The 21,980-nt window shown below is 48.5% G+C and carries 24 protein-coding genes and 1 pseudogene; 17 read left to right on the top strand and 8 right to left on the bottom strand.

Annotated elements, in window-relative coordinates; genetic code table 11:
• From AC3WTF_RS09950 to AC3WTF_RS09935, 4 genes and pseudogenes are all read right to left on the bottom strand, one after another.
• Positions 1 to 472 (bottom strand): annotated as a pseudogene (locus AC3WTF_RS09950) (helix-turn-helix domain-containing protein); the annotation flags it as partial.
• A gap of 112 nt (positions 473 to 584) precedes the next feature.
• Complete coding sequence (rsiO, locus tag AC3WTF_RS09945) at positions 585 to 1,007, bottom strand: acid stress-sensitive anti sigma factor RsiO (protein WP_492314248.1); 423 nt, start codon at positions 1,005 to 1,007, stop codon at positions 585 to 587.
• A 69-nt stretch (positions 1,008 to 1,076) separates the two neighbouring features.
• Entirely contained in the window at positions 1,077 to 2,237 is a 1,161-nt protein-coding gene (locus tag AC3WTF_RS09940) for an oxalate decarboxylase family bicupin (RefSeq protein ID WP_007410043.1), read from the bottom strand.
• A 117-nt stretch (positions 2,238 to 2,354) separates the two neighbouring features.
• Positions 2,355 to 2,510, bottom strand: coding sequence for a YvrJ family protein (locus AC3WTF_RS09935; protein WP_007410044.1), 156 nt, complete (start codon positions 2,508 to 2,510; stop codon positions 2,355 to 2,357).
• A 241-nt stretch (positions 2,511 to 2,751) separates the two neighbouring features.
• Here AC3WTF_RS09935 and AC3WTF_RS09930 point away from each other — a divergent pair, with 241 nt between their 5' ends.
• The 5 genes from AC3WTF_RS09930 (at position 2,752) to AC3WTF_RS09910 (ending at position 7,095) form a co-directional block, all read left to right on the top strand.
• Complete coding sequence (locus tag AC3WTF_RS09930) at positions 2,752 to 3,288, top strand: sigma-70 family RNA polymerase sigma factor (RefSeq protein WP_087920805.1); 537 nt, start codon at positions 2,752 to 2,754, stop codon at positions 3,286 to 3,288.
• Entirely contained in the window at positions 3,285 to 3,521 is a 237-nt protein-coding gene (gene rsoA, locus AC3WTF_RS09925) for a sigma-O factor regulator RsoA (protein ID WP_003151778.1), read from the top strand. Before AC3WTF_RS09930 ends, rsoA begins: the two co-directional genes overlap by 4 nt.
• Positions 3,522 to 3,694: 173 nt before the next feature.
• A complete protein-coding gene (locus AC3WTF_RS09920) occupies positions 3,695 to 4,414 on the top strand; it encodes a response regulator transcription factor (RefSeq protein ID WP_003151779.1) in 720 nt (239 codons plus the stop codon).
• The gene (locus AC3WTF_RS09915; RefSeq protein ID WP_020956326.1) at positions 4,411 to 6,153 is read left to right on the top strand and encodes a HAMP domain-containing sensor histidine kinase; all 1,743 of its coding nucleotides are present in this window, start codon (positions 4,411 to 4,413) and stop codon (positions 6,151 to 6,153) included. The genes AC3WTF_RS09920 and AC3WTF_RS09915 overlap by 4 nt, the downstream gene beginning before the upstream one ends.
• 63 nt (positions 6,154 to 6,216) lie before the next feature.
• Positions 6,217 to 7,095, top strand: a complete 879-nt coding sequence (locus tag AC3WTF_RS09910; RefSeq protein WP_012118417.1) for an SMP-30/gluconolactonase/LRE family protein — start codon at positions 6,217 to 6,219, stop codon at positions 7,093 to 7,095.
• 51 nt (positions 7,096 to 7,146) lie between these two features.
• Here the strand turns inward: AC3WTF_RS09910 and AC3WTF_RS09905 are convergent, their stop codons facing one another.
• Complete coding sequence (locus AC3WTF_RS09905) at positions 7,147 to 7,938, bottom strand: SDR family NAD(P)-dependent oxidoreductase (RefSeq protein ID WP_007410049.1); 792 nt, start codon at positions 7,936 to 7,938, stop codon at positions 7,147 to 7,149.
• 187 nt (positions 7,939 to 8,125) lie between these two features.
• On the opposite strand from AC3WTF_RS09905, the gene AC3WTF_RS09900 reads away from it, so the two are divergent.
• The 11 genes from AC3WTF_RS09900 to liaR all read left to right on the top strand — a co-directional run bounded on the left by AC3WTF_RS09900 (position 8,126) and on the right by liaR (position 17,955).
• A complete protein-coding gene (locus AC3WTF_RS09900) occupies positions 8,126 to 9,070 on the top strand; it encodes an ABC transporter substrate-binding protein (RefSeq protein WP_042635475.1) in 945 nt (314 codons plus the stop codon).
• Complete coding sequence (locus AC3WTF_RS09895; RefSeq protein ID WP_025285248.1) at positions 9,033 to 10,079, top strand: FecCD family ABC transporter permease; 1,047 nt, start codon at positions 9,033 to 9,035, stop codon at positions 10,077 to 10,079. Before AC3WTF_RS09900 ends, AC3WTF_RS09895 begins: the two co-directional genes overlap by 38 nt.
• Positions 10,076 to 11,302 carry an ABC transporter ATP-binding protein gene (locus AC3WTF_RS09890; RefSeq protein WP_492314247.1) on the top strand — a complete coding sequence of 409 codons (1,227 nt, stop codon included), beginning with the start codon at positions 10,076 to 10,078 and terminating at the stop codon, positions 11,300 to 11,302. Before AC3WTF_RS09895 ends, AC3WTF_RS09890 begins: the two co-directional genes overlap by 4 nt.
• Entirely contained in the window at positions 11,299 to 11,868 is a 570-nt protein-coding gene (locus AC3WTF_RS09885; RefSeq protein ID WP_007410054.1) for a cob(I)yrinic acid a,c-diamide adenosyltransferase, read from the top strand. Before AC3WTF_RS09890 ends, AC3WTF_RS09885 begins: the two co-directional genes overlap by 4 nt.
• Positions 11,869 to 12,032: 164 nt before the next feature.
• Positions 12,033 to 13,301: an MFS transporter gene (locus tag AC3WTF_RS09880; protein ID WP_007410055.1), complete on the top strand. Its 1,269-nt coding sequence runs from the start codon at positions 12,033 to 12,035 to the stop codon at positions 13,299 to 13,301.
• Positions 13,302 to 13,467: 166 nt separating this feature from the next.
• Complete coding sequence (locus AC3WTF_RS09875; RefSeq protein WP_007410056.1) at positions 13,468 to 13,848, top strand: protein liaI; 381 nt, start codon at positions 13,468 to 13,470, stop codon at positions 13,846 to 13,848.
• A gap of 13 nt (positions 13,849 to 13,861) precedes the next feature.
• The gene (gene liaH, locus AC3WTF_RS09870; RefSeq protein ID WP_007410057.1) at positions 13,862 to 14,539 is read left to right on the top strand and encodes a stress responsive protein LiaH; all 678 of its coding nucleotides are present in this window, start codon (positions 13,862 to 13,864) and stop codon (positions 14,537 to 14,539) included.
• Between the two features lie 105 nt (positions 14,540 to 14,644).
• Positions 14,645 to 15,514, top strand: coding sequence for a LiaG family protein (liaG, locus tag AC3WTF_RS09865; protein ID WP_015240556.1), 870 nt, complete (start codon positions 14,645 to 14,647; stop codon positions 15,512 to 15,514).
• A gap of 26 nt (positions 15,515 to 15,540) precedes the next feature.
• Positions 15,541 to 16,266, top strand: a complete 726-nt coding sequence (gene liaF / locus AC3WTF_RS09860; protein WP_020956324.1) for a cell wall-active antibiotics response protein LiaF — start codon at positions 15,541 to 15,543, stop codon at positions 16,264 to 16,266.
• Entirely contained in the window at positions 16,263 to 17,345 is a 1,083-nt protein-coding gene (liaS, locus tag AC3WTF_RS09855) for a two-component system sensor histidine kinase LiaS (RefSeq protein ID WP_003151796.1), read from the top strand. The genes liaF and liaS overlap by 4 nt, the downstream gene beginning before the upstream one ends.
• A complete protein-coding gene (gene liaR, locus AC3WTF_RS09850; protein ID WP_007410060.1) occupies positions 17,323 to 17,955 on the top strand; it encodes a two-component system response regulator LiaR in 633 nt (210 codons plus the stop codon). The genes liaS and liaR overlap by 23 nt, the downstream gene beginning before the upstream one ends.
• 42 nt (positions 17,956 to 17,997) lie before the next feature.
• Here the strand turns inward: liaR and AC3WTF_RS09845 are convergent, their stop codons facing one another.
• Genes AC3WTF_RS09845 through gerAA form a run of 3 tightly spaced genes read right to left on the bottom strand, consistent with a single transcriptional unit; the run spans position 17,998 to position 21,627 of the window.
• Positions 17,998 to 19,113, bottom strand: coding sequence for a Ger(x)C family spore germination protein (locus AC3WTF_RS09845; protein WP_020956323.1), 1,116 nt, complete (start codon positions 19,111 to 19,113; stop codon positions 17,998 to 18,000).
• Positions 19,110 to 20,210 carry a spore germination protein gene (locus AC3WTF_RS09840; protein WP_007410062.1) on the bottom strand — a complete coding sequence of 367 codons (1,101 nt, stop codon included), beginning with the start codon at positions 20,208 to 20,210 and terminating at the stop codon, positions 19,110 to 19,112. Before AC3WTF_RS09840 ends, AC3WTF_RS09845 begins: the two co-directional genes overlap by 4 nt.
• On the bottom strand, positions 20,185 to 21,627 hold the full coding sequence (gene gerAA / locus AC3WTF_RS09835; RefSeq protein ID WP_020954311.1) for a spore germination receptor protein GerAA: 1,443 nt from the start codon (positions 21,625 to 21,627) through the stop codon (positions 20,185 to 20,187). The genes AC3WTF_RS09840 and gerAA overlap by 26 nt, the downstream gene beginning before the upstream one ends.
• 116 nt (positions 21,628 to 21,743) lie before the next feature.
• On the opposite strand from gerAA, the gene AC3WTF_RS09830 reads away from it, so the two are divergent.
• Entirely contained in the window at positions 21,744 to 21,929 is a 186-nt protein-coding gene (locus tag AC3WTF_RS09830) for a YvzF family protein (protein ID WP_003151806.1), read from the top strand.
• Positions 21,930 to 21,980 lie beyond the last annotated feature (51 nt).

Here is a 21,980-nt window from a genome sequence, read left to right as displayed (position 1 = left end):
CACAACGTGCCGATTTGTTTTTCTAAATGGTATTTAGGGTTATCTTTCATCAGATTCTTCTTCCAACGATAATAAGATGCTCGTGAGATACCTAAATGAATACAGATATCCTTTATGGTCATTGTGCTGCGCAATGCTTCTACAAGCTCGACTGGCGTTTCGCTATCAGCTTCCTTTCCAATTCGTTGTACTTTTTTAACACTTCATTCTGTTGTCTCAGATAACGATTTTCTGCCTGCAGTTTCTCTAATTCGGAAGAATACTCTGGACCTTTTCCATAAGAATATTGCTTTCCGACAGGTTGTTCGAATCGATGTGTGTCCCCAGCTTTATACCACCTGACCCATGTCTGCACCTGCGTCTTATTCTTTATATTCAATTCCTGCATGATCTCCTTCACAGGCACGCCCGCCAATCTCATTTCTACAGCCTTCTGTTTGACTTCAACCGGATAACTCACTCTTGCCCTCATAGAAAAACACCTCCAAGTCTAATTTCGGATAACAACGATCCGTTTTCAAACTTGAAGGTGTTTTTTGTTTGTCTCATATTATGGGGTCAGTCCCATTCCGGCCTGCGTTTTTTTATTGCGCCCGGGGCTGCTTTTCTCCGGAGACGCATTTATCCAAAACGAAAAAAACCCCCGCCACAATCAGCTCCTCCGTCGTTGACAGCCAAATCTTTTCAATCAGTTTATCCGTCGTATACGCGGTCATCCAGAGGAACAGCAGCTGAACGGTGCTGGCTAAAAGGAGAAAAGGCAGCCTGCCCGTCCCAAAAAAGGTAAAGCTATGTATCATCAGCCGCTCAAGCGGTTCAAAACATAAACCGAGAAGAATAAAAAGCACGGAAAAAAGCAGGACGTACGCCATCGATCCGTAGCTCGTCCCGGCTAATGAAAATACGGCCATCATCACCATAAAATACCCGAATAATACGGCAGCGGCTGCCAGGACATACCGAAGCACATGAAGAAAAAACATTTTCGTCCCGTTTTGATTGATCATCTGTTCAGCTCCTTTTCACACAGAGGAGACTTGCAGAGACGGAACTCTGCAAGCCGGTGTGTATCTTCTTCAGCATTTCTTTTTGACGACAGGGTGTTTCTCTTTTGAAAGAATATCCGTAAAGTCTTTGCCCAGATCCAGATGCTGCTGGACGAATTTCTCAGGAAGCATGGCAAGCCATTGGTTCAGGGACACATCGGCATAGTGGTCATCCTTGAAGATTTCCAGGAAGACGAGCGGCTCATCTCCCAAATTCTCCACATAGTGGCCCATTGCGAACGGGACGTAACCGACATCCCCGGCCTGATAGTTAAATGTTCTCGCATGGCCGTCCGATGCAAAAACCGTCATCCGTCCTTTACCGGAAATATAATACTGCCATTCATGCGTGTTCGGATGCCAGTGCAGCTCTCTCATTGCGCCCGGTTCGACCACGACAAGCGCTGAAGCGATCGTTTTGGACACTTTGAAGTTTGTGGAATCCGCGATATATACTTTGCCGCCATCCGTCTCAGCAGTCGGACCTTCATCCAGCAGGCGGTAAGTGAACGGATAAGGCACTTCACCGTTCGGGCCTTCCACAATGTCATCTTTCAGCTTCCCGGGAACCGGCTCTTCAAAGATATATTTTTCTTTCCCGGGCAGGCCGGCGAGGTCTTTTTCTGAAACCCCGAAGTTGTTGGCGATGACATCAAGCGGTGTGTGGGCAAGCCAGTCAGTCACTTGGAATGTGCTGTTTTCTGAGAAAGAACCGTCATCAAAAACCAAGAGGAATTCACAGCCTTCTTTCAGCGCCTGAATGGAGTGCGGCAGGCCTGACGGGAAGTACCACAGATCTCCTTCCTTCACGTCATCGATAAAACTGCGTCCCTGTTCATCAACAATCGTGACCCGCGCTTTGCCCGTCAGCATATATGCCCATTCCGCTTCTTTATGCCAGTGCAGCTCACGGATGGCGCCCGGTTTTAAACGCATGTTGACAGATGCCAGATTCTCAGAAATCGGCAGCTCGCGAACGGTCACCTCACGCGCGTATCCGCCCTTTTCCAGCCGGTTGTGCACATCTGAGAAAGAGAATTTCATATTATCCACTGTGCCGTGATCCGTTTCCGGCGGCGTCAGCATATCCGGATTTTGGCGGTCTCTTTCAAGGTTGCGCGGAATCGTGACGGTCGCCCCTTTGTCTCCTCTGATCGGCTGCGGGATATTGCAGTTGTTTTCTTTTGACATGTAAATCGTCTCCTCTCAAGCTTTGTTTTTTCAGAAAGAGAATGTGAAAGGCCTTTCGTTTTCCCTTCTGCTTTGTTAAGTGATGCGTTCCGATGAAAAGTCAACTTCGTGTGAAAATTAATTTTTCATTTTCTGATCTTTCAGTTCCGTCATCAGTTCGATCAGGGCGTCAAACTTCTTCTCAAACCGTGTGAGAAGATACATGGCAATCAGAGCCGGAAAGCCGAGATTGCCGAGCTGTCTGACCGCTTCTTCTATAAAAACCTGATCCATTATCAGCCACCTCCTGACTTGACCTGCAGTCATGTATATAAGTGAAAGAAAGAGCGGCTCCTGTAAACCTGATATCGCGGTTGAGGGTCTTTTTTTGTTCCGGAAAATCCGGGACATAAGGAGTGCGGAATCTTAGTCGGAAAGGAGTAGTTTACTTTTTTTTGCTTTCTTTCATTTAATTTAAATAGGGGGCGGTTTTATGGACTATCAAGTTCTTTTACGGTCAAAATGCAAGGAAATTATGAAACATCCGATCGTTAAACATTTTTTAAGTGACCCAAAGCATTACGAGAAATTTAAAAATGTGCTGGAACATTCAGACGAGAAGGATGCAAAATCACTGGACGACCATTTTAAACAGTTTTATAAGGAAATCCGGATCATCAAATATATGAACTCTATGATCCGGATTTTCTCCATCGATTTTGACAAGCGCATCCGTAAAAATCAGAAGCGCTATCCGCTGACGGTGGATCAGCCGGAGGGAGGTGAAGCGCTTCCCTATGAAATGGGAAAAGACGCGTATGAAGAGTTTCTGCGGAAGCAGGGGGATTTGAGCCAGCATGTCCAAAACCGTGATTTATACGAAGCGCTTCAGACGTTAACCGATAAACAAAAAAGCGTGCTGACGAATATTTATCTTCACGGAGCGACGATGAAGGAGATTGCCGAGTCGCTGGGTGAATCACGGCAGAACATTTCCAATATTCATAAAAAAGGGCTCGACAATCTCAGAAAGCAGCTGGACAAGCAAAAAAAGGGGGAAAATAAGCAGTGAACGGGCCATTTGACTTCAACAAAGAGAACACAGATACCGACGAAATGGAACTTTTGATTTCGCGTTTTTCGCCAATGATAAAAAAAAAACTGAGCAATACATCATACCAGGAAAGAGAAGATCTTGAACAAGAATTGAAGATTAAAATAGTTGAAAAAGCGGACATGCTGTTATGCCAGGAAGTGCCGGGTTTTTGGGAATTTATTCTTCATCTTATAAATGAAAGCTCCTGACAAAAGCGGCGGAATGATGGATATTCCGCTCTGACAACGTGAGAAAAACGAGAAGAGATGTCCGGTCTCGTTTTTCTTTTCTGTTTCCCCGCAAGACCTCCGCACTAAAAAGGTACCAAATCTTATCCATATAATGATATGATGAAAAAAACAAAGAGAAAGGAACGTCCAAGGTGGAAAATGCGTCAATTTTAATTGTAGACGATGAGAAGGCGATCGTTGATATGGTCAAACGCGTTCTCGTCAAAGAAGGCTATCACAACATTAAGACAGCCGGAAGCGCTGAGGAAGCGATCGAGTTTGTTAAACATGAAACCGCGGATCTGCTCGTGCTGGATGTGATGATGGAAGGCATGTCCGGTTTTGAAGCATGCACCGAAATCCGGAACTATACCGACGCTCCGATCTTTTTTCTGACCGCCCGTTCTTCTGATGCGGATAAGCTGTCAGGATTTGCATTGGGAGCTGACGATTATATAACAAAGCCGTTTAATCCGCTCGAATTGGCTGCGCGGATCAGAGCGACGTTAAAGAGAACCTATAAGCGCGAAGAGAAAACGGCGGTAAAGACGTATTCATACAGTCATTTTTCCTATTCACCGCAAAACGCCGAGCTGATCGTCGGGGGCGAGCCCGTCAGCTGCTCCGCACAGCTTCTGCAATTGCTTCAATATTTCTGTGAACACCCTGATGTGGTGCTCTCAAAAGATCAGATCTATGAAAAAGTATGGGGATATCCGTCTTACGGCGACAACAACACCGTCATGGTGCATATCCGCAAGCTCAGAGAAAAAATTGAAAAAGACCCCAGCAATCCGTCTTATATTGTAACGGTGCGCGGCCTCGGTTATCGGTTTATTCCCGATCAAGGAGAAAAAGGAACCCGCTCATGAGAATGCGCGGAAAATTTCTGCTCCACTTTTTCGGACAGCTGCTGCTTGTCATCCTGCTGATGTCCGTTTTGGCCGTCGCTTCTTTCTTCTATTTGGATTGGCGTTTCAGCGAAGCGGAAGCCAATGCGGGACTGACCAAAGCGACCGCGGACTCGTTTGAAGCGTGGCTTGATAAAAACGAAGACGGCACATGGGATGTCGATGAGTTTTTAAAGATGTCGGTCCGAAAGCAGAAGGGCTGGCTGCAGATCATTAATGATAATGAAAAAACGGACTACGCGTACAGAGTGCCGAAAGACGTCCCGAGCCATTACAGCAGAAAAGATCTCTTATCCATTTACCAGTACCGGAATTTTGACAACTACAAGCTGAATTACTGGACGGTCACGATAAATGATGAGACCTATTTGATTCTGTTCGGCTGGAAATCCGCCAGTGAGCAGCTTCTCACTTACATCGAATCACAGGAGCCATCCCTCGCTTCCCTTTCTCAATATAAAAAGAGCACGGTTGATTATATTAAACGGGAAAAAGGGGCGGTCTACCTTCTCGAAGACAGCGGCAGACTGCTCGGGGATATCAACAGCACGAAAAAAGAACGGAGCACCGTCAATGAGCTTGAATTGCTGAAATACAGTTCCAAGCCGTGGAATTACAAACGGGAAATTTCTTTTAAAAGACTCGATAAAACGAAATGGATGGTCGCGTCGGTGCCGAACCCCGTGTACATCCCCGATCACGAGTTTAACAAATCATTTTTGAGAAATGTGATGAAAACCCTCTTCCTCTTGATCGGAATCCTGGTATTTATGATCTGCATCCTGACCATCTGGTACTCTTTCCGTTTCGGCTGGCCGCTGTTTCATACCATCAAATGGCTCGTCAATTTATCAAAGGGCCGGCTTGAAGAGCCGAAGAACCGCAAAGGACAGCCGGTCAGCAAAAACAAAAAAGGCAAAACAAAACAGCCGTTCCGCTTTTTCGCCGAGATTTTCGAATCGATGGATCAGCTGACCGACACGCTGAAGCGGGATAAGAAAAACAGAGAAAAAATCCAGGCGACAAGGGAAGAGTGGATCGCCGGGCTGAGCCATGACTTAAAAACCCCGCTGAGCACGATTTACGGCTACAGCATGATGCTTGAATCGAAGCAATACGACTGGACCCCGGAAGAAGTCAAAGAAATGGGGCAGATCGTCCGGGAAAAATCAGAATATATGTCGAAGCTGATTGAGGACTTAAACTTAACATACCGCCTCAAAAACGCGGCCCTCCCGATCGAACGGCGGCTGATCAACGTCGTGCCGTTTATCAGAAACGTCACGAACGATTTCACGAAAAACACGTTCTCGGAAGGCTATGACATCGCCTTTGAAACCAAAAAGGAAGACATTCTTTTCGCCATTGATGAAGCGTGGTTCCGCCGTATTCTGGAGAATCTGCTGGCAAACGCGGTTAAGCATAATAAGAAAGGGACCGCCATTCGGGTCGTGCTTGAGGAATCAGCCGAACAGCTCATTCTGAAGGTGAAAGATAACGGAAGAGGAATGGACGACGAAACGATTCACCAGCTGTTTAACCGTTATTACCGGGGAACGAATACGAAGGGACCGTCAGAAGGAACGGGACTCGGGCTCGCCATTGCCAAGGAGCTGGTTCACCTTCATAACGGAACCATCCATGTCAACAGCAGAATCAGCGCCGGAACGGTGATTACGATTCTTTTTAAAAAAGATTGAGTTTGGACGCCGCTTTGTCGGGAATAACAATAGAAGACTGACAAGCAAAAGAGGTGTTCACACATGGAAGCAGCATTACGAGCAGATACGAGAGCAGTTATCGGAGAAGGCCCATTATGGGACAAGGATAAGCAATGCTTGTACTGGGTGGATATACTGGGCAGCCAGCTGCATATCTTCACTCCGGCTGACGGAATCAACCGTTCCGTTAAATTCAAATCATTTGTCACGGCTCTGGCCTTGTATTCAAAGGAAGAGCTGGTGATGACGATGAAAGACGGTTTTTACCTGTACAATCTTCGGGAAGACACATTGACGAAGATGAAGCAGCCGAAAGACATGCGGGAAGATATCCGTTTCAATGACGCAAAATGCGACCCGTCCGGCAGATTATGGGCGGGAACGACGAGCATGGAAGGCAAAGAAGAGGAGGCTTCGCTGTACCGTCTGAATACGGACGGCAGCCTTGCCAAAATAAAAGACCAGGTCTCCACCTCGAACGGTTTGGATTGGGATCGGGACCGAAACCTGATGTACTATATCGACACTCCGACGCAGGAAATCGTCTGTTATGCATACGATCCTGAAACCGGAGCCGTATCAGATCCGAAAACGGTCTACCGCTTTCCGGAGTCGCAAGGATCTCCCGACGGAATGACCATTGACCGTGACGGAATGCTGTGGGTGGCTCTGTTCGGAGGCGGCCGTGCCGTCCGGATTGACCCGTTTTTGCATAAGGAAATTGCATCTATCGAAGTTCCGGCGAAATACGTCACCTGCTGCGCGTTCGGAGGCAGAGACTTGAACACGTTATACATTACGACCGCGACGGAAAAATTGACGGAAGCCGAAAGACTTGAGCAGCCGCATGCGGGCGGCCTGTTTTCAGCAGAGCTTGAGACGGGCGGCTGGGAGCCGGTTCCGTTTGCAGGCATGATGTAAAAAAAGCCCTGGCATATGGGGAAGTCCCCATTGTGCCCGGGCTTTTTTGTGTTAAATGGAGCGGATGATGCCGCCTTCAACCCGCTGTGCGGTGCCATTAATGGCAGAAGCCGCTGATGAAGCGAGAAATACAATCGTATTGGCGACTTCTTCCGGGGTTGCATAGCGCTGAATCAATGATGTCGGTTCATTCACTTTAAAATAATCCCGGACGAAGCTGTCTGTGTCTTCTCCGGCAGCCTTTGCGGCTCCTTCCATGTAAGAAGCGACGCCTTCGGTCCATGTCGGTCCCGGCAGCACGGAGTTGACCGTGACATTTGTGCCTTTCGTCATTTCCGCCATTCCCCGGGACAAGCTGATTAACGCCGTTTTCGTCATTGAATACGGAATCATTTGCGCAAGCGGTTTGACTCCGGCTTCACTGGAGATGTTCAGAATCCGTCCGCTGTTTCTCTCGAGCATTTGCGGCAGAAAACGCCGGCACAGGCGCACGGCGCTCATAACATTCACTTCAAAATACCGAGTCCATTCGTCATCAGACACCTCAGCGAAGTCTTTTACTTCAAAAAAACCGAGATTATTGACGAGAATATCGACTTCCCCGATTACACCCGCGCGCTTTATCAAGTCATCCGCCTCATCCTGACGCGATAAATCCGCAGCGATGCCGTGGACCGTTCCGTAAGCGGAAAGCTCCTCAACCGTCCGTTCCACAGTTTCTTTTTTTCTTCCGTTTATAATCACCTCGGCGCCTTCGGCTAAAAAGCTTTTTGCCGCGGCTTTTCCGATGCCTGAGGTTGATCCTGTAATCAAAACGAGCTTTCGTTCAAGCTGTAATTCCATGATAATCCTCCTTTTTACACCATTGTGTAACAGTATACATGATGAATTTTAGTGTGTACGAACAATTTGCTTTCATGCAAAAAGGCCGGATATACAAGCCTTAAAGACTTATAGTATAATTACTGCGAAAAAAGGATACGAATGTCAAAGAGACAATCGTTTACCATAATCAGGGGGAGTTAAAAGAATGAAGAAGATCACTGCCGTCTGGGCGGCGCTTTTGGTCACCGCCTTTGTGATCGCCGGCTGTTCCGGCGCACAGGAAGAAGGAAGCGCGGCCAAACAAAAAGCCGTCTCAACCGAAGCATTCCCGGTAACCATTAAGGATGCCGCGAACGAAAAAGTAACCATAAAGCAGGCACCGGAAAAAATCGTTTCCCTCATGCCGAGCAATACGGAAATTACATACGCGCTCGGACTGGGAGATAAGGTCGCAGGCGTCACGACAAATGATACATATCCGAAAGAAGCGGTAAAAAAACCGAAAGTCGGAGATATGAATGTGAACGCTGAAAAAGTCATCGCGCTGAAGCCGGATCTCGTGCTTGCCCACGCGTCCTCTATGTCCGCTTCCGCCGATGCGATGAAGCAACTGAAAGATGCGGGCATCACCGTCTTAACGGTCAATGATGCGCAATCGTTCCAAGACGTGTACAAATCTATCAGCATGATCGGGAAAGCGGCCGGCAAAGAAAAGCAGGCGGATCAGCTGATCAAATCGATGAAATCCGACCTTTCCGGCATAGAAAAGAAAGCGGCGGCCATTTCTGAAAAAGACGAAAAGAAAGTATTCGTCGAAGTGTCTCCTGACGGCTACACGACGGGAAAAGGCACGTTTATGAACGAAATGCTTGAAGATATACATGCGAAAAACGCCGCCGGCAGCCAGACCGGCTGGGTGCAATTGACAGATGAAGCGATTGTCAAAATGAATCCGGACGTCATCATTACGACAGACGGCGTAAAGGCCGCTGAAGTGGAAAAACGCGCCGGCTGGGGTGCCGTCAATGCGGTCAAACACCACAATGTCTATTCTGTTGATCCCGACCTTGTCACACGCTCAGGCCCGCGCCTTGTCAAAGGGGTCGAGAAGCTTGCAGAAAGCGTTTATCCTGAAACGTTTAAAAAGTAACCGCCCGCTGGCCTACACGGTCAGCCTGCTGTTTTTAGCCGTTTGTACGGCACTCGGCATTTCAATCGGCAGTCTGCATATTCCTTTATCCGACGTTTTTTGGATCGGGATCGGCCGGACATCCTCGGCTGACCCTATGAATGTAAATATTATGATGAATATCCGCCTGCCGAGAGTCGTTCTGGCTGCCCTTGTCGGAGCCGCGTTATCCATTGCGGGAGCGGCGTTTCAGGGACTTCTGAAAAATCCGCTCGCCGACCCTTATACACTCGGGGTATCTTCGGGAGCCTCAGCGGGAGCCGTTATCACCTTGTTTTTCGGCATTCAGATTCCCGTCATCGGCCGGTTCACACTACCGGTTGTCAGCATCGCCGCAGCCATTGCGGTCATGGCGGCGGTTCTGTTTTTCAGCCGCCTCGTTCATGCGTCGATGTCGGTTTCGACGCTCATTTTGACAGGCATCATCATGAATTCTTTTCTCGGGGCTCTCATATCGCTTGTGATCGCTTTAACGGGCAATGATCTGCTCCCGATTGTCCGCTGGCTGTTAGGAAGCGTGTCAATGAGGGGCTGGGGCTATGTCGCGCTGTTTCTGCCTTTTTTTCTGGCCGGGACGGCGCTTCTGCTTATCAATGGCAGAGAATTAAACATTATGACTTATGGAGAAGAAAAGGCAAGGCTGTTAGGCGTCAGTACGGGAAAAAGAAAATGGCTGATGATCGCCGCCGGATCTCTGCTGACGGGAGGAGCGGTTGCCGTCTCGGGGACGATCGGATTTGTCGGCCTTGTCATTCCCCACGTGACACGGCTTTTGTGGGGGACGGATCATCGCCATTTACTGCCGCTGTCAGCATTGACGGGCGCCGGGTTTCTCATTTTGGCGGATTTGTTTTCCCGCACCGTCATTGAGCCTGTCGAATTGCCGATCGGCATTATGACGGCTTTGGCGGGAGCGCCTGTGTTTGCCTTGATTCTGCTTCGCCAGCATCATGGAGGGAAACGCTTATGATCAGGGTGAGCAGCCTGTCCGGCGGGTACGGAGGCCGGATGATTGTAGAAGATGTCAGCTTTACCGCCGGAAAAGGTGAATTTGTCGGCATACTCGGTCCGAACGGCTCGGGAAAAACAACGCTGATGAAATTGCTGACGGGAATGCTCTCTCCGTCAAAAGGCGAGGTGCTCGTAGCAGGCAGGCCCGTCGGCGGATACAAGCCGCGGGAACTTGCGAAAATCATGGCCGTTTTGCCGCAGCATACGAAGCAAGCTTTTACATTTACCGTTAAGGAAACAGTGTCCTTCGGCAGATATCCGTATCAAAAAGGACTCTTCAGACAGATGGATCAACATGACGAAGACATTGTCCGGGAAGCGATGGAAATGACGGGCATCGACCGATATGCGCAGCAATCCGTCCGCAATCTGAGCGGCGGGGAGCGGCAGCGCGTCTTTCTGGCGCAGGCGCTGGCTCAGCAGCCTGAGGTGCTGTGTCTGGATGAGCCGACGACCTTTCTTGATCTCAAATATCAGAAAGACCTGCTTGATACGGTGAAGCGGTTGACGAGAGAAAGAGGCCTGACGGTCATCAGTATTTTTCACGACCTAAACGCCGCAGGCCAATATTGTGATCAGCTCCTGATGATGAAAGACGGACGCGCTTTTCCGAAGCAGACGCCGGATCAGGCTTTGAAAAAAGAGACGATTGAAGACATTTACGGCATCACCGTCAGCGCTGTTGCCCAGCAATCGTCACCGAAACCGCTGATCGCTTTCATGCCGGAAGCGCAGGAGGAAAGAGAGCCTGTCAACGTTCCGTTCGCCTCTCTGATAAACAAAAGCGGAAATACCGTAACGCTTCATACAGAACGGCCGTTCAGAATGTTGTCAACCGCATCTGACGGCCCGGGCTTTTCGTGGAGCCGCCGGCTTTCCGGCTCAGCGGCCGCTGGTTTGATCTGCCGTACGTTTGATTCGGTCACAATTGCCGTGACTGCGCAGCATACCGTTTGGGTGCTGATCAGCGGACGTTTATCGGAACAGGGATTTGTACGGCTGTTAACGGCAGCGGCTGAAGCGAGAATGCAGGCTCTTTCCGGCAGACAGGCAAAAGGCGACATTGTCATTTGTGCCTTGCAGACAGGAGAGGCGATGGATGTCCCTCACGCGGAAAGAGCCGTCAGAAGAGGAACCGCGGCATGTGTAAAAGCGGCGGAAGAAGGAGGAATACAACGATGAAGCTGTATACGAAAACCGGTGATAAAGGACAGACAAGCCTGATCGGCGGCAGAACGGATAAAGACAGTCTGCGGGTTGAAAGCTACGGGACGATTGATGAGCTGAACAGCTTTATCGGGCTTGCGCTTGCGGAGCTTGATGATTGTGAGAATTGCGGTGATGTGAAAGCCGAACTCCGAAACATTCAGCATGAGCTGTTTGACTGCGGCGGCGACTTGGCGACGGTCACTGAACATAGAAGCTATACATTAAGAGAGACATCTATTTCCGCATTGGAGGACTGCATAGACCGTTACACGGCTGAAGCGCCCCCGCTTGAGAAATTTATTCTTCCGGGCGGGCATAAGGCGGCTGCTCAGCTTCACATCGCGCGGACCGTCACGAGACGGGCTGAGCGTCTCATCGTGAAACTCGGCAAAACAGAAGAGATAAATGATACGGTGATGCGTTACTTGAACCGCTTGTCTGATTATTTTTTCGCGGCGGCAAGAGCAGTTAACGCAAGACAGGGCGTTCAGGATATAGAGTATGAAAGAAGCGCCGCGGTATTCCGTGATGATGAATAATGTTTTGTTCAGCCGGCAGCAGCAAGCCGGCTGTTTTTTTATAGAGATATCCATCAATTGAACCTTTATTGACAGGAGGAAAATGTATCTTATGCATTATTGACTGAAAAATTAAAAAATGAGATATTATAAGAAACATTGTAAAATAATGGGGGATTTGATAGATGGATACATATAATAAGAGCGAGAGCATCTGGAATAAAAATTTCACCCTTCTGTTTATCTCAAGGCTGGTTAAATTGTCAGGCGACGGTTTTGCCTTTAATTCCATTCTGTGGTTTTTGATTTTTGACGGGGAAGGCGCGATCGGCACGTCCCTGCTCATTGCGGTCACGTTCCTTCCGGAGGCGATGCTGGCGCCGATTACCGGGCCTTTTATGAAGCAGCATACGCTGAAATTCTGGATGTATTTCTCCGACCTGACGCGCGCGGCGGTCGTGTTGATCATTCCGGTCTGTTACTTTAACGGTTTTTCTCCTTTATGGTTTGTCATGCTTCTCATGATTGTGCATTCAGCCACGGGAGCCGCTTATAATCCTGCATCTATCTCATTAATCCCCAATATTGTCAGAGAAAACAGCCTGCAGAAAGCGAATGCGGTCATCCAGTCATCAGGCCAGATCGTCAGGCTTGCCGCCATTACGCTGAGCGGGGTGTTCTTAACATTTATCAGTCCCGCTTATTCTTTGTTTATCGCTCTTATATTCTATCTTCTATCAGGTTTTCTCGTACTCTTTATGTCATACCAAGTCCAGCATGCCAAACAGGATACAGTCGCCGTCAGACAGCGCGGGACGTATTTCGGAAGGCTCAAACGGGGTTTCGTTCTTGTCAGGAAACACCAGATTTTATACCCGCTCGCCATCTATTGTATCTTCATGAATTTTGCGGCCGCTCCGTGGGAGGCGCTCTCTGCCGTTTATGTCGCCGAAGATTTAAACATGCCGCCGATCATCTACTCGCTTTTGAAAGCGACAGGCACGGGCGGAGCCTTTTTAATGGGTTTTATTTTGGCTAAGGTGAAGGTGAACAAATACGGCCTCCTGTTTGTGTCAGCGGGAATCATAGAAGGAGCGGCATTTTTCATCACCGGCCTCAACACTTTTCTGCCGCTCGTCTTCCTCGCCGCGTTTGCGTTCGGATCTGCCGTCAGCGCTATTAATGTGCCGGAATATACGATTATTCAGACGTCTGTGGACCATGATGACCAGCCGCAAGTCTATGCCGTCATCCATATGATCTCAAACATATCCATTCCGCTCGGCGCGGTTCTTTGCGGATACGCGGCTAACGCCTTCGGTCCCGGAAAAGTCATTGCCGCCGGCGGTCTCGTTGAAGTCCTGTCCGGTCTCGGAATATTGTTCTTTACGAAGCTGGCCAAAGCCGAACGCTCAGATCTCATCAGGGAAAAAGAAGCGAGCATCAGAATATAGATTTTTCGTGAAACGCCCTGCGCCGTCCGGTGCAGCGGCGTTTTTTTATGCGAAGGTCCGGGGGCTTATACGACTCCGGTCTGATATGAAAATCAATCTCTGACTCGTTTTGCCGGCCGCGGGATTTGTTTATAGTAAAGACAAGGAAAACGAAAGGAGGATCTGCATGAATATAAATGGCAAAACGGCAGGCGGCTTTCTGCTGATTGTGTTCGGACTTTCTGTCTTTTTCGGAGGAGGCCATTTCGCATTTATCATCCCGCTGGCGATCGGAGGCCTGATGCTTTACTGGGGAATCAAACGTTTTTCAAAAGGCCGGGCGGTATCGGGTATCATCGCGGGCGTCATCGGAGCTATGATTCTCGTCGGTTCTCTTCCATTTATCGTTGCGATCGGACTGGCCGGCGCCATGGTGTATTTCGGGTGGAAGATGATGAAGCAGGGCGGCTCAGATACCGCTTCCCGCCAGTATGAACCGGAAGCGGCATCACCGGGCTATCAATCCGGATTTGACTCTGAATGGGAAGAATTTCTGAAGAAAAAATAAGGAGGAAGACAAAATGGTCTTAAAAAGAATAAGAAATATGTTCGTCGCATCTGTTAACGAAGGGCTTGATAAATTAGAAAATCCGAAAGTCATGCTGAATCAATATGTGCGTGATATGGAAAGTGACATCGCTAAGGCGAAACAAACGATTGTCAAACAGCATACGATCGTCCATCAGTTTAAGAAAAAACAGGAAGACGCCTCCGAAACGGCGGCAAAACGGAAAAACCAAGCTCAGCTTGCTTTTGACGCCGGGGAAGAGGAGCTAGCGAAAAAGGCGCTGACTGAAATGAAATACCTTGAGGGAAAAGCGGCCGAACATGAAAAAGCGTATGAGCAGGCGAAAACACAGCTGGCAGAGCTGAAAGAGCAGCTGGAAACTTTAGAAACGCGCCTCCGCGACGTAAAGGATAAAAAACAGGCGCTCATCGCCCGCGCAAACGCGGCAAATGCGAAGGAACATATGAACGCTTCTTTCGACAAAATTGACAGCGAAAGCGCCTACAGAGAGTTCCTTCGAATGGAAAGCCGCATTGAAGAAATGGAAGTCCGCGTTAAATACGGCACTTCAGCTGAGGCGAACACAGAATACAGCCGCTCCCAATATTCAGACGAGGTGGAAGCTGAGATTGAAAAAATGCGCTCGCTTTCTCTGGAAAAAACAGAGCGTCAAAAAGCGGCTCATGAATAATGTGCACAAGGGAAGATCGGCGCGTTTACGCCTCTTCCCTATACGCACGTATCAATTATCCGGCTTTTCCTTTATAATAAAATGAATGAAAAAGGATGGAACGTAATGAAGCGTAAGATTGCCAAAGGACTGATGGCGGCGTCCGTTCTGATCTGCTGTCTGTTTTTGGTGAAAGAAGTGTTTGCCGGGCGTTTTTTTCCGCTGTACGAAACAGAAGCGGAATCGGCAAGCATACCGCCGCGTGCCGTCAACAGCCTGTCGGTTTCATCGGAACAGACGGATGTAAAAATCATCGCGGAAGCGCGGAATGATATCGCGGCAAACATGACTGGACCGGCGGGGAAAATGTTTGTCCAAAGCAGGGGAAAGACCCTCAATCTTAAAGCAAAGGAGAAAGGGTTCCAATTTCTGAATCTCTTTCAGCGTCCTCTGCTGATTGTCCGCATTCCGTATGATTATCATCGAGACATCACCGTCCATACATCAAGCGGCAGCATTGCCGTCGACGGAAACAAGGGGCTGTCTCTTGCGCACCTCGGCGTCCGTTCTGTAAGCGGGAACATGTCGCTGAAGCACGTGAAGACGGATGTGTTTGAAGCGAAGGGGCTGTCGGGCAATCTCACAGCAGCAGGCCTTGCGGCAAAAACGGGGGCTGTCCGTTTATCCTCGGGACATGTCGGGCTTCAACATGTGGCGGGCGCCCTTGACGTGCGGGTCGCTTCCGGCAGTGTCGATGCCTCGCTTGAGACGGCGGATGCTCCCGTATCCGTCAGGCTTGCGAGCGGCAGCGCAGCGATCAGCCTGCCGAAAGACGGAAGTTTTACGGTGAACGCCGAGACGGCAAGCGGAAGGATTCGGCCGTCTTATTCCTTTGAGAAAACGAGTAAGGAAGGCGGGGCATTTACCGGCATGAAAGGCAGCGGCGCCAGGCCGATTGATATAAAAGTGACGAGCGGCAATATTGCACTGCAATAGTCAAGGAAAGGAGGGGCAAGCAGCTGATGGCAAAAAAACAGATTCTCGGACTTATCATCGCCTTATTAGGAGTCAGCATGTTTTTGCGTATTATCGGCATCGGCGACTTCTTGTTTTGGCCGCTCTTTTTTCTGATCACAGGTTATATTTTTAATAAATATTCCCGCGGCTGGCTCGGCTCCGTCCTGTATATCTTCGCCGCTTTTTTATTTTTGAGGAACCTGTTCAGCGCCACCTTTAACCTGTTCGGCTATGCCTTCGCCGCCTTTCTCATATACGCGGGCTACAGGCTCCTGAAAGGAAAGCGCGTGTATGAACATAAAGAGAAGAAAATCAATCTTGAAAAAGAAGAAAAGCCTTCCGCCCAGACGGAAAGCAGACAGCCGGACCTCCGCAGCTTTTTTATCGGCGAGCTCCGGATGATGAAGGACCCGTTTGAGCTGAATGATTTAAATGTTTCCGGATTCATCGGCGATGTGAAAATTGATTTGTCAAAAGCGATGATTCCCGAAGGAGAAAGCACGATGACCATCAGCGGTGTCATCGGCAATGTCGATGTGTACGTCCCGCCGGATATCGAAGTGTCCGTCAGTTCATCGGCTTTTATCGGCGATATGAACCTGCTCGGCTCTAAGAAAAGCGGCATGAGCCCGAATCTGTATAAAGTATCGTCTGAGTACGGCGACTCGCCGCGGCGGATTAAAATTTCAATTTCGTTATTCATCGGCGATGTGGATGTGAAGTATTTATGAGGAAAAAATTACTCGCCAATATTCAGTGGCGCGCCATGCGGATGACCGCGGGACTCAGTCTGCTCCTTTGCGCGGTGTTTATTACGCTGATGCTGCTGTATTACGGGCTTGACCCGATGCTGCTGTTTTCTTCCGGCTGGTTCGGTATTCCGTTTGTGGTGATCCTGCTTCTGGCGTCTCTTTCGGCGGGATTGATTTCCGGTTATGTATACGGCGGCCGCCTGAAAACAAGGATGGATACACTGATTGAAGCGGTTTTGAAATTTGAAAACGGCAATTTTGCTTATCGGGTGCCGCCGCTCGGCGATGATGAAATCGGTCTGGCGGCAGACCAGCTCAACGAAATGGCCAAGCGGGTCGAGCTCCAGGTCACATCGCTGCAAAAGCTCTCCAACGAACGGGCGGAATGGCAGGATCAAATGAAAAAATCGGTCATCACTGAAGAACGCCAGCGGCTGGCGCGCGATCTGCACGATGCCGTCAGCCAGCAGCTCTTTGCCATTTCTATGATGACATCCGCCGTCTTAGAGCAGGTGAAAGATGCGGATGACAAAATCGTCAAACGGATTCGCATGGTTGAACATATGGCGGGGGAAGCGCAAAACGAGATGAGAGCGCTGCTATTGCATTTGCGGCCCGTCACTTTAGAAGGAAAAGGCTTAAAAGAAGGGCTGATTGAGCTGTTAAAAGAGTTCAAAGCGAAGCAGCCGCTGGATATTGAGTGGGACATCAGCGATACGGGTGTGTCAAAAGGCGTTGAAGACCATCTGTTCCGCATCGTGCAGGAGGCGCTTTCCAACGTTTTCAGACATTCAAAGGCGACCAAGGTCACCGTCAGGCTCGGCGCGAAACATCAAAAACTTCAGCTTAAAGTCATTGATAACGGGGCGGGTTTTACGATGGATCAAGTCAAAGCATCCTCATACGGCCTGCATTCCATCAAGGAAAGAGCGAGTGAAATCGGCGGCATAGCGGAAATTATCTCCGTAAAGGGAAAAGGCACGCAGATCGACGTGAAAGTCCCGATTTATCAGAAAACAAAAGGAGAGAACGACAGTGATTCGAGTGTTACTGATTGATGATCATGAAATGGTCAGGATGGGTCTGGCCGCATTTTTAGAAGCACAGCCGGACATTGAAGTCGCCGGTGAAGCATCAGACGGGCAGCAGGGCGTCGATCTGGCCGCAAAGCTTTTGCCGGATGTGATTTTAATGGACCTCGTCATGGACGGCATGGACGGTATCGAAGCGACAAAACAGATCTGCGCGACACTCAATGACCCGAAAATCATCGTGCTGACGAGCTTTATTGATGACGACAAAGTGTATCCGGTGATCGAAGCGGGAGCGCTCAGCTATTTGCTGAAAACGTCCAAGGCGGCAGAAATAGCCGAAGCCATCAGAGCGGCTGCCAAGGGCGAACCGAAGCTTGAATCGAAGGTGGCGGGAAAAGTGCTGTCAAGGCTGCGCCATTCAGAGAATCAGCTTCCGCATGAAACGCTGACAAAAAGAGAACTGGAAATCCTCTGTCTCGTCGCGGAAGGCAAGACGAATAAAGAGATTGGTGAAGAGCTGTTCATTACGATTAAAACGGTGAAAACCCACATTACGAATATATTGTCAAAGCTTGATGTCAGTGACCGCACGCAGGCAGCCGTATATGCCCACCGCAATCATCTCGTGACATAAGAAAAGGAGAGCGGTGCCAGCACACTCTCCCGAGGAACGGGGTCATTGGGACATTCCCTTTGTTCCGAAATCCCTGATGGCGACTTTGACTTTGTATTCAATATCCGATTCACTGAAGTGATGATCCCAGTCAGAGGATATCTTTTTCCATTTATCGGGATAATGAATCCGGACTTGATCGCCTAACCCGGTAATATCCACTTTCAACTCATGCTGCATGTAATCAATGAATGCCATGACATCTGAATGAATGCTGCGTTTTACCGCGTTTTTGATTTCATTTATATAGGACTCCTTGAAGGAATCTTCTTTCGGGTTCCAATCCTCAGATAGACGGCCTTCAACAAACCGGGTAACGATAAACTTGAATTTTCCGTTTTTATATTGTGTTTTTACATCATATTTGCTGGAAAATACCTCGAAAGACAAATAATAATTGTCATGCTTTGCAAACGTAACGCCTCCCTTTACCGTGCCTGTGAACAGGTTCATATTCTGGACTTGTAAAGGAGTTAGATTCGCATACCAGAATTTATTTTTAATAATGGTAGCGCCCCAGATTTCCAGTCTGCTGCCCACTTGGCGAACTTGAGGAAGGGCAAAGGTCTCGCCCTTGGCGATTCTCTCGGATATTTCCCCCAATGTCACGGGCTCCATCATCCGGATGGTGACCGCATTATTCTCCGTTAAGTCATAGATCGTATTTGACGCAGGCTCTCCCTGGTCACTGATTTTGAAAATATCTTTCGTTTTATCCGGCACCGTCATCACATTGCAGCTTCTTCTCGTACCGTTGTCCCTGATAAATTGGTTCATCAATGCGTCAAGCGGGATGTCGTCCTTTAACAGCGCCTCGGAAAACAGCATGATACGCAAGTGCTGGGAGAAAGCGGGGTGATTTTTTAATGATGCCGTTCGTAAGGCTTGATGGACGGTTTCTCCGGAAGTGGAAGTCACCTTTGTCGTGTCGCTCCCTGACGACGACTGCTGGGAACTTGCTTTTTGCGGAACCAGAATCTGCTGCGTCACTTCCACGTTTTCTTCCTCGGGTTTATCGAGCCCGACGCCGATAACGAGACTCAAATCTTCTATATTGCGGCTGTCCCAGCATCCGGCTAAAAGCAATGTGCAAAGAATGATTACGATATATTTCTTCATTGCGCTTTTTTCACCTTCCTTTTCACAGCGACGACTGCAAACATCAGTAAAGGCAGCAAAAAGAAAACCAAGAAGATATAGCCTAGAATATCACTGAACAGCATCAGCTTGTTAGCGTCTTTGGGCATCAATGATCCGAAGAATGTCGCAATGCCTACGAAAATGATGCCCTTTTTGTGCTTCAGCCCGAAAATTTTATTAAGACCCGATGTCGCGAAATATCCGTACGATACATAGGTGGCGAAAAATTGGATAATCCAGACGGCAAGCAAAAAAGACTCGAATCTTTCGATAAAAAGCCCTTTGATTTCAAATGATTGAAAAAGCGCAATCGTAGGCCAGATCATTGTTTTGACATCCTGGGTGGTTAAGGCGCCGACGACGAGCACGTAGGTAATGATGTATAAAATAATCGGGATGCCAAAGCCCATGGCCGACATACGGAACGTGTGCTTTTTATTTTTGATGTGCTCAGGGAGAAACAGCATAATCTCAATTCCTAAGAATGAAACAGAAACGACGGTCAAGGAAGCCATAACGGGAGAAAACCCCTGTCCGAGCACCGGCCGCAGGTTGTCCAGATCAAATATTTTAAAGCTGAAAGAAAACACCACCAGCAAAATAATGATCGTAATCGTTAAATAGAAAGGAAAGAGCCTGCCGAGATCGCTCATGCCGCCGATAATTAAATAAACGGAACAGGCGATAAAGATAAACAGCGTAACCGGCACGGGCGTTCTCTCCAATAAAAAGAACTTGACCATTTCCGCCATCGCCCGGGCTTCGAAGCTGGCGACTCCTATAAAATAGAGACAGATCATAAGATTGACGATATTTCCCGCCCATTTGCCGAGGCCTTCGTTCATATAATCAAACAATGATCCGTACTGATGCTTTTTCATAATGAGCGTATTGAGATAAATCAAAAAGATAAAGATGACGCCTTCCAGACATAATGCAATCCAGCCGTCCGGCGAATTCGCCCTTGATGACAGCGACCGCGGCATGGTAAGGAGTCCCGCCCCGAGCATCGTGTTGGAAATCAATGCCGTCCCTTGATAGCTAGTAAGCTTATTGAGAGTTGTTTTCTGGCTCATTTACGTTTTTCGCCTCTTTTGGTTGATTTTTAATAGGGAGACGGAGAATAGAGTCGTTTGCGTTTTTTAAGCTGAAAAATCCATTCGGCGAGAAATACGGAGAACCGAAGCTTCGCTGTCTCGATAAATGAGTGTAGATCGCCAGCATAAATAAAATCATGCCGTACAGCCCGAAAGCTGCCGCGGTAAACATCGAAATGAAACGGAGCACACGGAACGACAGACCCATCCCGTACTGCGGCACCGTAAATGAAGCGAGCGCGACAATGCTGACCACGATGACCATGATGGAGCTGACAATATTCGCTTCAACGGCCGCTTGGCCGATGACGACTCCGCCCACCAATCCGATCGTCTGGCCGAGCGGGCTGGGAAGCCTCAAGCCCGCTTCTCTCAGCAGCTCTATCGTAATTTCCATTACCATCGCTTCAATGATAGGCGGGAAGGGAACGTTTTCTCTGTTCGCCGCGATGGTGACTGCAAGCGACGTCGGCAGCAGCCCTTGGTGAAACGAAACGAGGGCGATATAAATGGACGAAAAAAACAGCGTAATAAAAATAGACGTAAACCGCAGCACCCGGATGAGCGAGGCGGAAATCCACCGTTCATAATAATCATCGGGAGACTGCATTAAAATTCCTAAAGAAGCCGGAACCACCAGCGCAAACGGCGAGTTGTCGACAAGGATGGCGACGCGGCCGTTGAACAAGGCGGAAGAGACTTTATCAGGCCGTTCCGTATTTTGTATTTGCGGAAAGGGCGAATACTTATTATCCTCAATAAGCTCCTCAAGCGTTCCGGAATCCTGAATGTCGTCCATCTTCACTTCGCTGAGGCGCTTTACAACATCGCTGACGACAGATGGGTCCGCCTTATCATCTATGTACATGACCGTGGCGTATTTTAACTTATTTTCTCCGATCGGAACCTTTTTCGTTTTCAGCTTCGGATGGTTCGTGCGCTGCCTGATCATGGCGACGTTTGTATCAGAATCTTCTATGAAGGCGATTTTCGGACCTCTTACGACCTTTTCGGATGTGGGTTCATTCACGCTTCTTTTTTCTCTTTTTCCCGTGGACAAAATGTATACGCTGTCAAGTCCGTTAATAAACACGGCGCATTTTCCCCGCAGAATGGAGATGACGGCTTCCTTCGACGTAAAGACGGGACGGGCGTCGATCTTATCAAGACGTTTCGTCACCGTATCCAGCGTCAGAGTGTCTTCCTCCCGAAGCAGCGTTTCAATCGCCTCTTTTATTTTGTCTTCGTCGTTCATTTCACTCAGATACATATAATAAAAAACAAGCCCGTTTGGAAGCATCTTTTTATTTTGAACCAGGTCATCATTCTGCTCTACGTGGGGAAGCACCAGTGCCAGATTAACGTGTATGTATTCCTTGAATTCCGATTGCGCCATCGACAGTCACCCGCCTTCCAATCCTTAATTGAGGTTATCTTTTCCTGTTAAAAAAATGATATACTATGATAAAGTATTTAATGGTACAAGTTTTTTTATGAAAGCGGAGGAGAGATGTGGCACAAGTCAGACTGGCAGGAAATGCCGAAGAAATTGAACAGCTCATCAAATCATTTGAAGCGCATTACGAAGTGGCTTACACGTCGAAAGAATACCGTAAAACAAATCCGAAGTATAAATACTCTAAGGATTCGCGCGTCTATCTTGAGCTGAAATTAAAAACGGCCAAGGCCGAAAAATAAAAAGGGTTTCATCTGTTACTGGCGAATAATACTCAGGGTGAAGCAACTGTT

It is taken from the genome of Bacillus sp. EB106-06-01-XG163 (genome assembly GCF_058791615.1).
This window is presented reverse-complemented; position numbering and strand designations above follow the sequence as displayed.

What these genes read in the sequence shown, in the direction of transcription:
- rsiO (WP_492314248.1), bottom strand. Translation starts at nt 1,007, where the DNA reads ATGATCAATCAAAACGGGACGAAAATGTTTTTTCTTCATGTGCTTCGG.
- AC3WTF_RS09940 (WP_007410043.1), bottom strand. Translation starts at nt 2,237, where the DNA reads ATGTCAAAAGAAAACAACTGCAATATCCCGCAGCCGATCAGAGGAGAC.
- AC3WTF_RS09935 (WP_007410044.1), bottom strand. Translation starts at nt 2,510, where the DNA reads ATGGATCAGGTTTTTATAGAAGAAGCGGTCAGACAGCTCGGCAATCTC.
- AC3WTF_RS09930 (WP_087920805.1), top strand. Translation starts at nt 2,752, where the DNA reads ATGAAACATCCGATCGTTAAACATTTTTTAAGTGACCCAAAGCATTAC.
- AC3WTF_RS09915 (WP_020956326.1), top strand. Translation starts at nt 4,411, where the DNA reads ATGAGAATGCGCGGAAAATTTCTGCTCCACTTTTTCGGACAGCTGCTG.
- AC3WTF_RS09910 (WP_012118417.1), top strand. Translation starts at nt 6,217, where the DNA reads ATGGAAGCAGCATTACGAGCAGATACGAGAGCAGTTATCGGAGAAGGC.
- AC3WTF_RS09905 (WP_007410049.1), bottom strand. Translation starts at nt 7,938, where the DNA reads ATGGAATTACAGCTTGAACGAAAGCTCGTTTTGATTACAGGATCAACC.
- AC3WTF_RS09900 (WP_042635475.1), top strand. Translation starts at nt 8,126, where the DNA reads ATGAAGAAGATCACTGCCGTCTGGGCGGCGCTTTTGGTCACCGCCTTT.
- AC3WTF_RS09890 (WP_492314247.1), top strand. Translation starts at nt 10,076, where the DNA reads ATGATCAGGGTGAGCAGCCTGTCCGGCGGGTACGGAGGCCGGATGATT.
- AC3WTF_RS09885 (WP_007410054.1), top strand. Translation starts at nt 11,299, where the DNA reads ATGAAGCTGTATACGAAAACCGGTGATAAAGGACAGACAAGCCTGATC.
- AC3WTF_RS09880 (WP_007410055.1), top strand. Translation starts at nt 12,033, where the DNA reads ATGGATACATATAATAAGAGCGAGAGCATCTGGAATAAAAATTTCACC.
- AC3WTF_RS09875 (WP_007410056.1), top strand. Translation starts at nt 13,468, where the DNA reads ATGAATATAAATGGCAAAACGGCAGGCGGCTTTCTGCTGATTGTGTTC.
- liaH (WP_007410057.1), top strand. Translation starts at nt 13,862, where the DNA reads ATGGTCTTAAAAAGAATAAGAAATATGTTCGTCGCATCTGTTAACGAA.
- liaG (WP_015240556.1), top strand. Translation starts at nt 14,645, where the DNA reads ATGAAGCGTAAGATTGCCAAAGGACTGATGGCGGCGTCCGTTCTGATC.
- liaF (WP_020956324.1), top strand. Translation starts at nt 15,541, where the DNA reads ATGGCAAAAAAACAGATTCTCGGACTTATCATCGCCTTATTAGGAGTC.
- liaS (WP_003151796.1), top strand. Translation starts at nt 16,263, where the DNA reads ATGAGGAAAAAATTACTCGCCAATATTCAGTGGCGCGCCATGCGGATG.
- AC3WTF_RS09845 (WP_020956323.1), bottom strand. Translation starts at nt 19,113, where the DNA reads ATGAAGAAATATATCGTAATCATTCTTTGCACATTGCTTTTAGCCGGA.
- AC3WTF_RS09840 (WP_007410062.1), bottom strand. Translation starts at nt 20,210, where the DNA reads ATGAGCCAGAAAACAACTCTCAATAAGCTTACTAGCTATCAAGGGACG.
- gerAA (WP_020954311.1), bottom strand. Translation starts at nt 21,627, where the DNA reads ATGGCGCAATCGGAATTCAAGGAATACATACACGTTAATCTGGCACTG.